The organism is uncultured Flavobacterium sp., assembly GCF_963974175.1.
Taxonomy (GTDB): Bacteria; Bacteroidota; Bacteroidia; order Flavobacteriales; family Flavobacteriaceae; genus Flavobacterium.
Window position 1 is genome coordinate 50,106 of the sequence record NZ_CAXBBR010000014.1, and the last position, 16,710, is coordinate 66,815.

Below are 16,710 nucleotides of genomic sequence, written 5' to 3' on the forward strand. Positions count from 1 at the left end.
ATACTAAGAGCTTCTACAATATCAAAGCGCTACATATAATGTTACTTTAAATTAGATGTGGTAAACACTATCTCATCGAATTTAATTTATAGATTGAAAAATTATCTTCTTCATTTAAATTTAATTCGTGGGTTCCATTTTAAAAGCAATTCCTTTTAAGGTTGTATACTTTTAACTTTTAATTGTCATAAAAGTAAGTTAAATACTATATTTTAAATTAAAACGTGTATTTTGTCGATTATTTTAGTCTGTTTAACGGAATTGTATGTATGTTTGAAAAGAATTAGAACACATACTAAATACAACATTAAAGAAGTTTGCCCCACAATCTACTTTAAACTTAAACTACTGAATTATGAAAAGAAATTTACTTAAAGCAATACTTTTAACAGCAGTTATTTTTACTTTAAATTCATGTTCTTCAGATGCTTCTGAAGCATCTACAGTAGAAGCAAAATCACAAGTTGTTGTAAACTATACGTATACTGCTAGCGAATTAGAAACAATGAAACTGATCAATGACTATAGAGTAAGTGTTGGTCTTAGCGCATTAGAACCAATTAATTTTATCTCTGTTAAATCAGAAGGACACGATAATTATATGATCTCTAATAATGTGGTAAATCACGATGGTTTTGTAGATCGTTCTGAAAATATAATAAAAGCACTAGGAGCTAAAACAGTAGGAGAGAATATAGCTTATAATTATAATACTCCTCAAGCAGCCATCAATGCTTGGTTGAATAGCCCAGGTCACAAAGAAAATATAGTTGGTAATTTTACTCACTTTGGAATTTCAATAAGAGAAAATCCTGTAACAGGTAAAAAATATTACACCAACATTTTCGCAAAAATATAAATATGTTTGTTTAGTTTTAGATAACCAGAATGTCAATTGAGATTGACATTCTGGCTATTTTTTTATAACTCCGTTATAAGAAACTCACTACGTCTGTTGAGTTGGTGTTCTTCTTCAGTACATTCTACGCCGTCAGAACATTTGTTTACAAGTTGATTTTCACCGTAGCCTTTCCCTACTAATCTATTTTTATTCACTCCGTTTGTAATTAACCAGTTAATGGTTGACTTAGCTCTTCTATCTGATAACGCTTCGTTATATTTGTATGAGCCACGACTGTCTGTATGGGAACGGATATCAAGTTTCATTTTTGGATATTGATTCAGAACATCTAATATTTTTTCCAGATCTATAGCTGCCTCTTGTCGAATATTTGATTTGTCAAAATCAAAGTAGATCATTTTAATACCAAAGCATTTACCTAAATCATCGCCTACAGTAACTTTACATTGCGCTTTTTTTAATGCGATATCGAAATTTGTTTTTCCATTTTCGTCGGCAATAGTTACACTTTCTTCTTTGGTTGTATAATCTTCTTTTTCAGCTCTTACATTATATGTTTTTCCGCATTCAACAGTAAAAGTATAAACTCCTTTATCATCTGTTTTTACAGTTCCCATTGGATTGAATCTTTTGTCAAACAAACTGATTTTAGCCCCAACAAGAATTTCAGAAGTGATTGTGTCTGTCACTTTTCCAAATAGTTCCTGTTCACAAAGGAGTTTTTTAGTTTCTAGGAATTTATAAATATCATCATAACCTTGTCCGCCGCTTCTGTTTGATGAGAAAAACCCTCTTCTGGACTTGGTATCAATCCAATATCCGAAATCATCTTTAGGAGAGTTGGCATCCATACCAACATTTTGAACCTTTCCAAAAGTACCGTCTGCATTAATTTTAGACACAAAAATATCTAGTCCTCCTAGACCCGGATGGCCGTCAGAAGCAAAATAAATTTCATTGTCGGCATTTACAAATGGGAATGTTTCTCTTCCTTCAGTATTGATTGGGCGACCTAAATTTACAGGGTTACCAAAAGTTCCGTCCTCATTTATTTGTATTTTAAATAGATCAGAAAGTCCTATAGTTCCCGGCATATCAGAAACGAAATACATTGTTTTTTCATCAGGACTTAAAACAGGATGGGCCGTACTGTAATTATCACTGTCGAATGGAAGTTCAGTAATATTTACCCATTTTTCATTTTCTAAACTAGCTTTGTATATTTTTACTAAGGTGTTGTCATTTCCGTCTTTTCCTTTTTTACCGTCGAGATAGTTATTTCTCGTGAAGTAGATAGTTTTTCCATCTTTAGTAAAGACTGGAGTTGATTCGTTAAACTTAGAGTTTATTGACTTTTCAAACTTGGCAGGGCTTCCCAAACTCATTTCTTCTCCAACATCTGCCACATATAATTTTGTAAAGAATTGTCCGGTCCAAGTATGTTTTCTATGACCTAAGCTTCCAGTATCTCTTGCAGAGGCAAATACGATTTTATTGTTATAAATAGTAGTTCCATAATCTGAATAGGGAGAATTAATCCCCGCATTTTCTACTTTATACCTTCCAGAATTAGCCTTAATGGCGTCCATATAGTTTTCGTTTTTTGCAAAAAGCTCTCCTCTACTGTCGTTTCCAGACATTTTATCAAACTTTTCCATAATCTGATCCGCTTTGTCATTTTCGTCAATAGAACGAAGAGATTGTGCATAGCGATAATAGTAAGCTGGTTCGACCTCAGTAGTCATTGCAAATAATTCTCCATACCACTGTGCTGCTTTTTCAAGTTCCCCATTAAAGTAATAGGCATTTCCCAGTTTTTGGAACATATCAGCGGATTTATAGCCTTTCTCTGCGACTCTTTCATAGGTTTTTATGGCATCTACAAAAGCATAGTTGTCATATTTTTTATCAGCAGCGGCTACTCTGGCTTTTTGGGAATAAATGTTTAATGAAAAAACACTTATTATAGTTATGTAAAAGAGTATGTTATTTTTCATAATAATTGTTTTTAGAAGAATCGTTGGTTGTAATTTTATTTTTTTTTATCTGTATTATTTTTCTAACATTTCATCGAATATAGCCATCATTTCATCACCTTTTTCTTTTTCACCAGTGAATCTAAGCGATTGGGCATAACGATAATAATAGACTGGTTCTAGATCTGTTGTCATGGCAAATAATTCTCCATACCACCTAGCAGCTTCCTTTAGTTTTTCATTGAAGAAATAGGCATTCCCTAATTTTTTAAACATGTCTATAGATTTATATCCTTTTTCTGCTACTCTTTCATAAGTTTGTAAAGGATTAACATAAACAAAGTCCGTATTTGTTTTTAAATCTTTCTTTACAATTGGATCAATAGGGATAAAGGCTTGTTTTATTGAGTCAGTAAGCTTTTCGATTTGGTTATCTGTGAGATGTTTATCTTCTGAAAAGTGAGGGGTAACAACTCTCGTATTGTTTGGCCCCAAATCATTGGTGTTAACTTGACTTAGATCTGATACTGTATAGGTCGTAGTATAACCACCAAAAGTCATATTTATTTTTTCAACCACATGGTAGGAACTGGCTGCATTTATAGTATGGGCTTCGATTTCTGAATGTTTATCAGCATTAATTTTTATACCTTCCATTTTCTTTGCAGATTCATTTAATTTCACTTTTTGTGAAAAACTACTGTAAGAAAAAAAGCATATTAAAATTAAATATAATTGGCAGCCTTTCATGATAATAATTTTTTGAGATTTTACTTCATTATTATTTTTTCAGTTTTATGAGTTCTTCTAATGCTATTTTTTGCTTTAATCTATATAGGACTTCATTTGCTTGCTCATTTTTTTCGATAAATATCAAACACTTAGCATAGCGGGAGTAATATTCCGGGTCTAAATCAGAAGTTATGGCAAATAATTCTCCATACCATTTGGCCGCTTTGTCTAACCTAGAATTTGAATAATAGGAGTTTCCCAATTTTTGAAATAGATCTACAGATTTGTAGCCTTTTGCAGCCACTCTTTCATATGTTTGTGTAGCATCTATGTATGCATATTTAGCATTTATTTTGTCGGTTATGTAAACCTTTTCATTTTGTGAATGAATCTTAAATGAAACAAGGCTTATTGTTGTGCAAAAAATTAATTTTTTCCTCATAATAATTATTTTAAAAAAATCGTTGAGTAGTCATCTTATTATTGTTTCTAAATAATTCGTAGCGTAAGAAAATTTCATGTGAGCCAGAGTTGTAGTTGTCTAAATTAGTGGTTTCCAAATCATATCCATAACCCAAATATAGGGCTTCTGATACTTGAAAGCCTACCATGGCAGTTACAGCAGCGCTCCATCTGTAAGCTATTCCAACCACGAATTTTTCATTAAACATAAAGTTTCCTGACACATCTACTTGGAGTGGTGCTCCTTTTACCATTTTAGTTAATAAAGCAGGTTTGAATTTTATGGAGTTATTCAAATCAAGTATATAACCAGCTATCAAATAGTAATTTATTTTTTCTTTAAAAATAGCTACTTCGTTGTCATCGTATCGGTTTGTTTCTATAAAATTCGGTATTGATAATCCAACATAAGCTTTATCCGAATGCAAATAAACCCCTGCCCCAATATTAGGGGAGAACTTATTATTATAGTCATGCAAACTAGGGTCATCATCTACAGGGTTTAGCCGGGTTACATCCAAATCAAATAAGTTGGCTGTTGCTTTAATACCAAAAGATAGTTTAACTTTTTCAGAGGTTGGGATAGTGTAGGATAGATCGGCAGAAATGGTATTTTCATGCGTTGGACCTATCTTATCATTAATAACAGACACACCAAGACCTAACCTACTGTTGTTAAAAGGGGTATTTACAGATACTGCATTTGTAACTGGCGCACCGTCTAACCCAACCCATTGGGTTCGATGCAACGCAAAAATACTCAAAGCTCCTCTTGATCCAGCATAAGCTGGATTAATATTTATTGTGTTATACATGTATTGTGTAAATTGAGCGTCTTGTTGGCCATAACTTACAACTCCAGTAAACAGCAAAGCGAATAATATTATTCTTGTCTTCATTTGGTTTCCTTTTTTATACCTGAGGGGTGCTAAGCCTCAGGAATTATGTTAAGTTATATTTATTTTGTAAGGTATAAATACCCGTCTTTTTGATTTGCTTGAATATTACCATTTAGATCAACGGAAGTGTATTTCAAAATATAGAAATAGGTTCCTGTTGGTAAGCCAGATGATTTATCAATTGTGGTTCTACCTCTTGAGTATCCATCAAAAGCATTAGTTTGATTATTATAGTTTTGAGTTTCAAAAACTAATACTCCCCAACGATTATAGATTTCAACTGTATTTTCAGGGTAACATATAGTATCCTCAAGGCCATCAATGACAAACATTTCATTAATTCCATCTCCATTTGGAGAGAAGGCATTATGGACGAGAATACTTTCACAACCTAATACAGAAGCTTTTTCAACAGTTAGCGAATCTTCGGCATGGATTGGAGAACCCGTTGGCGTCAATCCATCTGCTGTGGCTATATTAAGCACTGAATCTGCTTTTAAGTCTGCTGTAGTTACGGTGTGACTTTCACTAAAATCTTTGTATTCTCCGGGAGCCAATGTTGCAATCGTATTATTAAGTCCTGTCAAAGGATCTTTTACAACAATGTTAAGAATCGTCATGTAGCCTGTGTTTTCAACTCGTATGTTGTAATTAATCACATCTCCAACAAAGCTATATACTTCATCAATATTACCTCGAGTAGTAACAGTGGCCGTTTTAGTAACTTTTAGATTTGGTAACGGCGTCACGGTGTAGTTTGCACAATCAGGACCTGTACAGTCTGGTTTAGGCGGACAAATAGTACATAGCGTAGGGTCAGTTGAAGTGGCGGTCACAACCGTTCCAGAAGGTTGAGTACCACTAACTGTTGCTAGATTGTAAACAACACCCGCATTAATATCCGCTTGTGTGATTGTATAAGTACCGATAAAAGTAGTACTATTAGAAGCACCGGCAGCTAGTGATGTTAAAGGCCCTCCAGTGATTACTATTCCAGGTAATGGATCAGTAATAGTTACATTAGTAAGGGTTACATTACCTGTGTTTTTTATAACAAAAGTATAAGTGATTGTATCCCCCGGATTTGTTATGCCTTTAGGTGATGTTGAATCATTGAACATTCCGTCTTTAGTTATAGTAATAGATGGTGTCGTACATATAACCAGTACATCTGCATCATTGTTAGTTTCAGAACTACCAGATAAGTCAGATACTTTTGTTTCGTCAGGAGCAAAGCCATCAACGGAAGCTTGATTGGTTATTTTTCCAGCATCTATATCAGCTTGAGTTACCGCGTATGTCGCTCTATAAATCCAAGTTTCAGTAACCTCTAATATGTTATTAGTGTTGGCATCACCACTAATAAGAGCAATAGAGGATAAACCAGGATGAAGATCTTGAACGGCTACATTATGTAAGCTCACATTACCAGGGTTAGTCACGGTGAAGGTATAAGTAATGATATCACCTAAGGCTAGAGTTACACAGCCGTTTTCTCCAACTACAATGTCATTGGTTTTCACAATGGCAATTTTAGGTGTAGAACAAATTGGTATTACATTTTCTTCATTAGTATTTGCTCCATCACCGGATAAGTCAGTCACTTTCGTTTCATCAGGAGCAAAACCATCAACAGAAGCTTGGTTGGTTATTTTTCCCGCATCAATATCAGCTTGAGTTACTGTGTAAGTTGCAGTATAAATCCAAGTTTCAGTAACCTCTAATATATTGTTAGTATTCGCATCACCACCACTTAGAAGAGCAACAGCAGACAAGCCTACATGAGGGTCAGTAACCATTACATTATGTAAACTTACATTACCCGGATTAGTTACGGTGAATGTATAGGTCACAATACTACCTACGACTAGGTTGGCACATCCGTCTTCTCCAATTTGAATGTCATTGGTTTTTACAATGGCAATTTTCGGTGTAGTACAAATAGGTATTATATTTTCTTCATTAGTAGTAGATCCATTACCAGATAAGTCAGTCACTTTCGTTTCATCAGGAGCAAAACCATCAACCGAAGCTTGATTGGTTATTTTCCCTGTATCGATATCAGCTTGAGTTACTGTGTAAGTTGCAGTATAAGTCCAAGTTTCAGTAACCTCTAAAATATTGTTAGTATTGGCATCACCACCACTTTGAAGAGCAATAGCAGATAAGCCTACATGAGGGTCAGCAACCATTACATTATGTAAACTTACATTACCCGGATTAGTTACGGTGAATGTATATGTTACGATGCTACCTACGACTAGGTTGGCACATCCGTTTTCTCCAATTTGAATGTCATTGGTTTTTACAATGGCAATTTTAGGTGTAGTACAAATAGGTATTATATTTTCTTCATTAGTAGTAGATCCATTACCAGATAAGTCAGTCACTTTCGTTTCATCAGGAGCAAAACCATCAACCGAAGCTTGATTGGTTATTTTCCCTGTATCGATATCAGCTTGAGTTACTGTGTAAGTTGCAGTATAAGTCCAAGTTTCAGTAACCTCTAAAATATTGTTAGTATTGGCATCACCACCACTTTGAAGAGCAATAGCAGATAAGCCTACATGAGGGTCAGCAACCATTACATTATGTAAACTTACATTACCCGGATTAGTTACGGTGAATGTATATGTTACGATGCTACCTACGACTAGGTCGGCACATCCGTTTTCTCCAATTTGAATGTCATTGGTTTTTACAATAGCAATTTTCGGTGTAGTACAAATAGGTATTATATTTTCTTCATTAGTAGTAGATCCATTACCAGATAAGTCAGTCACTTTCGTTTCATCAGGAGCAAAACCATCAACCGAAGCTTGATTGGTTATTTTCCCTGTATCGATATCAGCTTGAGTTACTGTGTAAGTTGCAGTATAAGTCCAAGTTTCAGTAACCTCTAAAATATTGTTAGTATTGGCATCACCACCACTTTGAAGAGCAATAGCAGATAAGCCTACATGAGGGTCAGCAACCATTACATTATGTAAACTTACATTACCCGGATTAGTTACGGTGAATGTATATGTTACGATGCTACCTACGACTAGGTTGGCACATCCGTTTTCTCCAATTTGAATGTCATTGGTTTTTACAATGGCAATTTTCGGTGTAGAGCAAATAGGTATCATATTTTCCTCATTAGTAGTTGCCCCGTTACCAGATAAGTCAGATACTTTTGTTTCGTCAGGAGCAAAGCCATCAACCGAAGCTTGATTGGTTATTTTTCCAGCATCGATATCAGCTTGAGTTACTGTGTACGTTGCGGTATAAGTCCAAGTTTCACTAGGCTCTAGTATGCTGTTAGTATTGGCATCACCACCACTTTGAAGAGCAATAGCAGATAAACCAGGATGAAGATCTTCAACAGATACATTATGTAAACTTACATTACCCGGATTAGTCACGTTGAAGGTATACGTTACAATACTGCCTACAACTAGGTTGGCACATCCGTTTTCTCCAACTACAATATCACTGCTTTTTACAACTGCAATTTTAGGGTTTTGACATAATCTTGTTATTGTACCTGATGAACCTGTAACAGGATCTCCTCCTAAAACTAAGGCGTTTACGGTTGCTTGGTTAGTAACATTTCCTGTATTAATATCATTTTGCGTTATTGCATAAGTTGCTGTATATATCCAAGTTTCATTTACATCTAAACTCATATCACCATTAGTATCTCCACTTGCTAACAATATTGGAACGACAGGATTTGGTGCCGTTAATAAAGGGTCGGTAATTGTAATATTCGTTATTGGTGTAGTACCTGGATTAGTTACAGTAAAAGTATAAGTAATAGTATCTCCCACACTTGTGCAGGTTGCAGTATTATTTAATTTAGATTCTTTCACTATCGAAATTAAGCATTTATTTACCGTCACCAGTACTGATTTTACAGTAAAGCATCCATTAGCAAATTCACTTCTGATATAATAGGTGCCAGTTGTTGCAACAGCCGCTGGTGTTGTTACATCTGATGCTGCACCTGCATTGGCTAAAGCTAAAGTAGTATAATATTTAGTAGTTGTTCCATTATTTGTAGTTTGAACGGTATTGCTGGTAATATCTACCGTTGAAGGAGAACATACTGCAGCGGGGTTTACCACTGTTAATGTTGGCAATGGGTTTACCGTCACCAGTACTGATTTTACAGTAAAGCATCCATTAGCAAATTCACTTCTGATATAATAGGTGCCAGTTGTTGCAACAGCCGCTGGTGTTGTTACATCTGACGCTCCACCTGCATTGGCTAAAGCCAAAGTAGTATAATATTTAGTAGTTGTTCCCGTATTTGTAGTTTGAACGGTATTGGTAGTAATATCTACCGTTGAAGGAGAACATACTGCAGCGGGGTTTACGACTGTTAATGTTGGAGGCGTAGTTGTCGTTATTGTTCTGAATTTATTTGTCACACATTTATTAGCGTCCGTAATCTTTACATTATAGGTACCAGGCAGTAAAGCAGTAAGGTCTTGATTCGTGTTTTGACCGTTTAGGTTAGAACCATCTGTTGTCGTCCATAGGTAGGTGTAAGGAGCAGTACCTCCTGTTGGAGTTAAATCAATGGCTCCGGTGGCGGAACCGCATTCTGACACTGTGAGTGCAAACTCTCCATTTACACCTGCATTAATTGCTATTGATGGCAACGTACCGCATTTTGGATTAATTGTGGCAGGATCAATTGGACAGTTGCTATTTGGAGAGGCATCAGTCCAAGCCAATCTTAAATTAATTATTTTTAATATATTTCCACAAGTATAAGTGATATTGTTTGCAACTAGGTATGTTATTGCATTACCAGGTAACGGACCAAAACAAGAAGTAATTGGTACAGAGGACACTAATGATCCATCACTACCACTATATTCTTCTAATGTTCCCCAAAAAGCAAAAGCAGTTCTTGTAGATCCAGTTGTGTTATTAATGGATACTGTCAATGATCTTGTTATTTTAGTATCTGTTGGGCAAGAATTACATAAATCCCCTCCCGATAGAACAGCTCCAACCAATTCTAAATCCTTAGAGGTACAAGAACTTGCGTCTGGGAATGTTTGACTAAAAGTATAGTTAGTTAAACTAAATAGACTTATTATAATGAATACAAGTAATTTTGTCGAATGTGTAAAAGTTGATTTCATATTGACTTGTTTTAAATCGTTAGAAAGTGAGGTGATTTTAAATAGTGAAATTCACCTCTGTTAGTAGTGATATAGATTGAGGGGCGAGCAACTATTGTTAGCTTCTCCAGCTTTACAGGTAGAGAATCCATATTTATGGCAATAGTTCTTAAAGAGTCAAAAAAGGGATATGCAGCTACTATTTCTTGAGAAAGGAATGCCACTGTTCGAACTAAATCCGTCCAAGGCTTTGGAATATCGAATCCAGAAAATTTATTATCGGTTAGTAGGAGGGAAGCCAATTTTAAGAATGTAATTTTCGATTTCATAATATTACTTTTTTAATTTATTACTTTAAAATCCGTTGTTTTCATTTTAGCTTTTGAAGAAAATAAAGATGTAAGAATTAATTGAATTTTATACGAAAGCTATTTTTGGTGTTAGAGTATGTTTTCTACAAAGCAAAGTCAATTTTGCTGGCTAGATTTTTCAGGAATAAATAATTACTTTTTTTAGGGTTAAGATTTTTCTCAGTCGTTGAGAATTTTCCCTTTCTTATTTTAGTTAAAACACGAAACTAAAATGATTTTCAACAGTAGCGTGTTTTTAAACAATTTTTGAATAAATACATTTTTTAATTTATTCAAAACTTCAAGGTCGGTGGTATTTAGATCCTGATATAAAATATAAAATTTTCTTTTTTCGATTTTAAAGAATTTTCAATATTTGTAATTTTCTCTTTTTTGAACATTGCTCATATAAAGAGTATTTATTAATTATAGTTAAATTTAAGGATAATTATTGATGGTGTTTTGTTTCCTCTATAACTAACCTAAAAACTCGTTGAAGTGTATTTTTTATTGGGTATTATTTACGTTTTGGTGTTATTAAGTTCTTTCTTTAAGATTTAATTTGTCGGATAATACTCTGGTTTTTAGGTAATTATGATTTAATTAACAAGAAGTTTACTTGGCCCTAGTTACGTTATTGGCTAATTGAAACAACATAAAGCTGACTATTAATGTAGTCATGTAAAAATAAATAACCTCGGAAAGATTAACTTTCCGAGGTTATTATTTATTATTTTAAACTTTTTGTCTTTCCGCTACAACTGCGTGATAATAAATTTTCTTCGTCTGTTTAGTTGATGCTCTTCTTCGGTGCATTCAACACCATCTGCACATTTATTTATGAGGTCGTTTTCTCTGTAACCTTTAGTTGTTAAACGATTTTTATCCACTCCGTTAACCTATGGTAGATTGTGCTCTTCTGTCATATAAGGACTCATTGTATTTGTTTGATCCACGGCTGTCTGTATGCGAACGAATATCTAGTTTCAATTTTGGATATTGATTTAAAACATCTAATATTTTTTCAAGATCTAAAGCTGCTTCTTGTCGGATATTTGATTTATCGAAGTCAAAGTAAATCATTTTAATGCCAAAACATTTACCTAAATCATCTCCTACAGTAACCTTACATTGTACTTTTTCTAAGGCGATATCGAAATTTGTTTTTCCGTTTTCGTCAGCAATAGTTGCACTTTCTTCTTTAGTTTTATAATCTTCTTTTTCAGCTCTTACATTATACGTTTTGCTGCATTCAATAGTACAAGTACAGATTCCTTTATCATCTGTATTAACTGTTCCCATAGGATTGAACTTATTGTCAAACAGACTGAGTTTTGCCCCTAGAAGAATCTCAGAAGTGGTTAAATCTGTCACTTTTCGATATAGTTGCTGTTCACCAAGAAGTTTTTTAGTTTCCAGGAATTTATAAATATTATCATAACCTTGTTAAATTATTACCTAATTAAAGTCATATATAGGTGTCTATTAAGACAGTAATTTAAAAATAAAAAACCTCGGAAAGATTAACTTTCCGAGGTTACTATTTATTACTTTAAACTATTTGTCTTTCCGCTACAACTCCATGATAATAAATTCACTTCGTCTGTTTAGCTGATGCTCTTCTTCGGTACATTCAACACCATCAGCACATTTATTTATGAGTTGGTTTTCTCCGTAACCTTTAGCTGTTAAACGGCTTTTATCCACTCCGTTTTTCATTAACCAACCTATGGTAGATTGTGCTCTTCTGTCAGACAAGGACTCATTGTATTTGTTTGATCCACGGCTGTCTGTATGCGAACGAATATCTAGTTTCAATTTTGGATATTGATTTAAAACATCTAATATTTTTTCAAGATCTAAAGCTGCTTCTTGTCGGATATTTGATTTATCGAAGTCAAAGTAAATCATTTTAATGCCAAAACATTTACCTAAATCATCTCCTACAGTAACCTTACATTGTACTTTTTCTAAGGCGATATCGAAATTTGTTTTTCCGTTTTCGTCAGCAATAGTTGCACTTTCTTCTTTAGTTTTATAATCTTCTTTTTCAGCTCTTACATTATACGTTTTGCTGCATTCAATAGTACAAGTACAGATTCCTTTATCATCTGTATTAACTGTTCCCATAGGATTGAACTTATTGTCAAAAAGACTAATTTTAGCCCCTACAAGAATTTCAGAAGTGATTGTGTCTGTCACTTTTCCAGATAATTCTTGTTCACAAAGAAGTTTTTTAGTTTCCAGGAATTTATAAATGTCATCATAACCTTGTCCGCCATCTCTATTTGAAGAGAAAAAACCTCTTCTGGATTTGGTATCAATCCAATATCCGAAATCATCTTTAGGTGAGTTGGCATCCATACCAACATTTTGAACTTTTCCAAAAGTTCCGTCGGTCTTTATTTTAGATACAAAAATATCTAACCCTCCTAAACCCGGATGGCCATCAGAGGCAAAATAAATTTCGTTGTCTGCATTTACAAATGGAAATGTTTCTCTTCCTTCAGTATTGATAGATCGTCCAAGATTTATAGGAGTACCAAAAGTTCCATCTTCGTTTATTTTTACTTTAAATAGATCAGAAAGGCCTATAGTTCCAGGCATATCAGACACGAAATACATTGTTTTTTCATCAGGACTTAAAACAGGATGGGCTGTACTGTAATTATCACTGTCGAATGGAAGTTCAGTAATATTCTCCCATTTGTCATTCTCTAAATTAGCTTTGTATATTTTTACTAAGGTGTTGTCATTTCCGTCTTTGCCTTTTTTTCCGTCGAGGTAGTTATTTCTTGTGAAATAGATAGTTTTTCCATCTTTAGTAAAGACTGGAGTTGACTCATTAAATTTAGAGTTGATGGATTTATCAAACTTAGCTGGAGTTCCTAAACTCAATTCATTTCCAACATCAGACACATATAGTTTTGTGAAAGACTGACCAGTCCATGTATGTTTTCTGTGTCCTAAACTTCCAGTATCTCTTGCTGAGGCAAACACCATCTTATCGGAATACATAGTAGTTCCATAATCTGAATAGGGAGAGTTAATTCCCGCATTTTCGATTTTATACCTTCCGGAATTAGCCTTAATGGCATCCATGTAGTTTTCGTTTTTTGCAAAAAGTTCTCCTCTACTGTCATTTCCAGAAATTTGATCAAACTTTTCCATAATCTGATCTGCTTTGTCATTTTCGCCTATGGAACGCAGAGATTGCGCATAGCGATAATAATAAGCTGGTTCGACCTCAGTAGTCATGGCAAATAATTCACCATACCATTGTGCTGCTTTTTCGAGTTTCCCGTTGAAGTAATAAGCATTTCCCAACTTTTGGAACATATCAGCCGATTTATAACCTTTTTCTGCAACTCTTTCATAGGTTTTTATGGCATCTACAAAAGCGTAGTTGTCATATTTTTTATCAGCTGAGGCTACTCTGGCTTTTTGCGAATAAATGTTTAATGAAAAAACAGTTATTATAGTTATGTAAAAGAGTATGTTATTTTTCATAATAATAATTTTTAGAAGAATCGTTGGGTTGTGATTTTATCATTCTTTTTAAATAATTCATAGCGTAAGAAAATTTCATGCGAGCCAGAATTATAATTATTTAAATTGGTAGTTTCTAGATCATATCCATATCCAATATACATCGCGTCTGAAATTTGAAATCCAGCCATTGCAGTAACCGCAGCACTCCATCGATAGGCAACTCCAAGTACGAATTTATCGTTAAACATAAAGTTTCCTGACACATCTACTTGAAGTGGTGCTCCTTTTACCATTTTAGTTAATAGGGCAGGTTTGAACTTTATCGAACTATTCAAATCAAGTATATAACCAGCGATCAAATAATAATTTATTTTTTCTTTAAAAATAGCAACTTCATTATCATCATAGCGGTTTGACTCTATAAAATTCGGTATTGATAAACCTACATATGCTTTGTCTGAGTGCAAATATACCCCAGCCCCAATATTAGGCGAGAATTTATTATTATAGTCATGTAAACTAGGATCGTCATCCACAGGATTTAATCGGGTAACATCTAAATCAAATAAATTGGCTGTTGCTTTAACTCCAAAAGATAGTTTAACTTTTTCAGACGTTGGTACCGTATAAGATAAATCAGCAGAAATAGTGTTTTCATGTGTAGGACCTATCTTATCATTGATAATAGATACTCCAAGACCTAACCTACTATTGTTAAAAGGGGTATTGACAGATACTGCATTAGTAACTGGTGCACCATCTAGTCCTACCCATTGAGTACGATGTAATGCAAAGACACTCAGAGCTCCTCTTGATCCCGCATAAGCTGGATTGATATTTATTGTGTTGTACATGTATTGTGTAAATTGTGCGTCCTGTTGAGCAAAACTTACCAAAGCAGTAAACATCAAAACGAAAGAAAATAGTTTTGTTTTCATAGTAGATATTTTATCATTCGAAAATTAGGGCTTTTCATAAAATTTTAAGCAAACCTTAGGGCTATAAAACCCTAAGGTAAGGTTTTTCATTATTTTGTTAGGTATAGATATCCGTCTTTCGTATTGGTCTGGATTTGACCAGTACCATCAACAGAAGTATAATTCAAGATGTAAAAGTACGTACCAGTTGGCAAACCGGATGATTGACTTATAGTGGTTCTTCCACGAGAGGTACCATTAAAAGCGTTTGAGCTATTATTATATCCTTTAGTTTCAAAAACTAGAACTCCCCATCGGTTGTAGATTTCAACTGTGTTTTCTGGATAACAAATCGTATCATCTATACTATCAATAGTAAATATTTCATTAATTCCATCTCCATTAGGGGAGAAAGCATTGTGAACAGTCACAGTACCACATGGTAATACAAGACCTCCGTCTATGTTGATAGTAAGTGCGTATACTGTTGGACATGCATTTGCATTAATAGTATAGGTAAATTTATAATCTCCTGCTGAAACTGAACTGTTATCGACGATGTCTCCGTTTAATGTTACCGAAGAGTTTTCGCTAAACCATGTTCCACCTGTTGGTGTACCTTGTGGTAACAAACTAAACAGGTTGATAGTTGGTGCTGGAACATCATCGATATTATAAGACTTAACTTCAGCTATCGCAATGTTAGTTGCAGTAACATCTACGTTCACCTTTTGAATAAACTCAGATGTGTTACCACACGCATCCTTCACAATCCATTTTCTTATAATAGAATAAGAGGTAGTAGTATTGTTAATTGTATTCTCAGTATAGACAACAGTCGGAACAATAGTTGAACACTCATCAACAAAAACAAGATTAGGTTTAACTGGTATTACACTACAATTTACGTTGATTTCTGCTGCAAATTGTGTAGTTGTAGTAGGAGCCGTTATATCTTGTACGTTAATCGTTTGTGAAGCAGTAGCTGCGTTTCCACAAGCATCTGTTGCTGTCCAAGTTCTAGTAACAGAATACGAACCAGCACATGTACCATTAGTAGTTACATCAGCAGAAGTTAACGTGAAATCAGAACCACAAGCGTCTGTTGCCGTTGCTACAGCAAATATTGGAGTAGCAGGACAATTGATCGTTGAAGTAGCAGGTAAAGCTGCAATTACTGGAGCCGTTATATCTTGAACGTTAATCGTTTGTGAGGCAGTAGCTGCGTTTCCACAAGCATCTGTTGCAGTCCAAGTTCTAGTCACAGAATACGAACCAGCACATGTACCATTAGTTGTTACATCAGCAGAAGTTAGGTTTGGACTAGGGTCAACGCTGTCGGTTGCTGTTGGTGTAACAAACGATGGCAATGCTGGGCAATTGATAGTTGTTGCAGTAGGCAATTCACTAATCATAGGAGGTGTACCATCTCCATCTATCAGAGTTGCAGTTGCAGTTGCAGTACATCCGTTAGCATCAGTTACAGTGTAGTTATATGTTCCAGCAGTTAAGCTAGCAGTAGCAGATCCTGAATAGGTTAATGTTCCTGTCCCTCCGCTTGAAGCAAGAGTAACACTTCCTGTTCCTCCATTACAATTAATTTGTGTTGGAGTAGCAGTAAAAGTTATTTTAGTTGGAGCGGCAACGCCTGAACCTTGTAAACTTGTACATCCACTTGCATTAGTTGTTGTTACGGTATAAGTTGCAGCTGTTTGAACAGTTATTGAAGCAGTTGATTCACCAGTACTCCATAATAAAGTTCCTGTAGCTGTTGTTGACAACGTAGAAGTTCCATCACAGTTGTTTACAACATTTACTACTGGAGCAGTAGGAGTTGTTTTAGGAGCGGCAACGCCTGAACCTTGTAAACTTGTACATCCACTTGCATTAGTTGTTG

General features: G+C 34.7%; 11 protein-coding genes. 1 reads left to right on the top strand and 10 read right to left on the bottom strand.

Going from position 1 to position 16,710, the window contains the following annotated elements; all coding sequences use genetic code 11:
- Positions 1-355: 355 nt before the first annotated feature.
- A complete protein-coding gene (locus AAC069_RS16160) occupies positions 356-859 on the top strand; it encodes a CAP domain-containing protein (RefSeq protein ID WP_339920058.1) in 504 nt (167 codons plus the stop codon).
- A gap of 62 nt (positions 860-921) precedes the next feature.
- Here the strand turns inward: AAC069_RS16160 and AAC069_RS16165 are convergent, their stop codons facing one another.
- The 10 genes from AAC069_RS16165 to AAC069_RS16210 form a co-directional block, all read right to left on the bottom strand.
- Entirely contained in the window at positions 922-2,859 is a 1,938-nt protein-coding gene (locus AAC069_RS16165) for an OmpA family protein (protein ID WP_339921474.1), read from the bottom strand.
- 54 nt (positions 2,860-2,913) lie between these two features.
- Positions 2,914-3,588, bottom strand: a complete 675-nt coding sequence (locus AAC069_RS16170) for a hypothetical protein (RefSeq protein WP_339921475.1) — start codon at positions 3,586-3,588, stop codon at positions 2,914-2,916.
- 31 nt (positions 3,589-3,619) lie between these two features.
- A complete protein-coding gene (locus AAC069_RS16175) occupies positions 3,620-4,012 on the bottom strand; it encodes a flagellar motor protein MotB (RefSeq protein WP_339921476.1) in 393 nt (130 codons plus the stop codon).
- 10 nt (positions 4,013-4,022) lie between these two features.
- The gene (locus tag AAC069_RS16180) at positions 4,023-4,931 is read right to left on the bottom strand and encodes a type IX secretion system membrane protein PorP/SprF (protein WP_339921477.1); all 909 of its coding nucleotides are present in this window, start codon (positions 4,929-4,931) and stop codon (positions 4,023-4,025) included.
- Positions 4,932-4,990: 59 nt separating this feature from the next.
- A complete protein-coding gene (locus tag AAC069_RS16185; RefSeq protein ID WP_339921478.1) occupies positions 4,991-10,075 on the bottom strand; it encodes a gliding motility-associated C-terminal domain-containing protein in 5,085 nt (1,694 codons plus the stop codon).
- Positions 10,076-10,086: 11 nt separating this feature from the next.
- Positions 10,087-10,383, bottom strand: coding sequence for a hypothetical protein (locus tag AAC069_RS16190; RefSeq protein ID WP_339921479.1), 297 nt, complete (start codon positions 10,381-10,383; stop codon positions 10,087-10,089).
- 915 nt (positions 10,384-11,298) lie between these two features.
- A complete protein-coding gene (locus tag AAC069_RS16195) occupies positions 11,299-11,778 on the bottom strand; it encodes an OmpA family protein (RefSeq protein ID WP_339921480.1) in 480 nt (159 codons plus the stop codon).
- Positions 11,779-11,976: 198 nt separating this feature from the next.
- Positions 11,977-13,914, bottom strand: a complete 1,938-nt coding sequence (locus AAC069_RS16200) for an OmpA family protein (RefSeq protein ID WP_339921481.1) — start codon at positions 13,912-13,914, stop codon at positions 11,977-11,979.
- 11 nt (positions 13,915-13,925) lie between these two features.
- Positions 13,926-14,834, bottom strand: a complete 909-nt coding sequence (locus tag AAC069_RS16205; RefSeq protein WP_339921482.1) for a type IX secretion system membrane protein PorP/SprF — start codon at positions 14,832-14,834, stop codon at positions 13,926-13,928.
- Between the two features lie 89 nt (positions 14,835-14,923).
- Positions 14,924-16,710 (bottom strand): gliding motility-associated C-terminal domain-containing protein (locus AAC069_RS16210; protein WP_339921483.1); only part of this gene is annotated, 1,787 nt, incomplete at its 5' end.

Coding starts and splice junctions, on each gene's coding strand:
- AAC069_RS16185 (WP_339921478.1), bottom strand. CDS start 10,075: ATGAAATCAACTTTTACACATTCGACAAAATTACTTGTATTCATTATA.
- AAC069_RS16180 (WP_339921477.1), bottom strand. CDS start 4,931: ATGAAGACAAGAATAATATTATTCGCTTTGCTGTTTACTGGAGTTGTA.
- AAC069_RS16175 (WP_339921476.1), bottom strand. CDS start 4,012: ATGAGGAAAAAATTAATTTTTTGCACAACAATAAGCCTTGTTTCATTT.
- AAC069_RS16170 (WP_339921475.1), bottom strand. CDS start 3,588: ATGAAAGGCTGCCAATTATATTTAATTTTAATATGCTTTTTTTCTTAC.
- AAC069_RS16160 (WP_339920058.1), top strand. CDS start 356: ATGAAAAGAAATTTACTTAAAGCAATACTTTTAACAGCAGTTATTTTT.
- AAC069_RS16205 (WP_339921482.1), bottom strand. CDS start 14,834: ATGAAAACAAAACTATTTTCTTTCGTTTTGATGTTTACTGCTTTGGTA.
- AAC069_RS16190 (WP_339921479.1), bottom strand. CDS start 10,383: ATGAAATCGAAAATTACATTCTTAAAATTGGCTTCCCTCCTACTAACC.
- AAC069_RS16165 (WP_339921474.1), bottom strand. CDS start 2,859: ATGAAAAATAACATACTCTTTTACATAACTATAATAAGTGTTTTTTCA.
- AAC069_RS16200 (WP_339921481.1), bottom strand. CDS start 13,914: ATGAAAAATAACATACTCTTTTACATAACTATAATAACTGTTTTTTCA.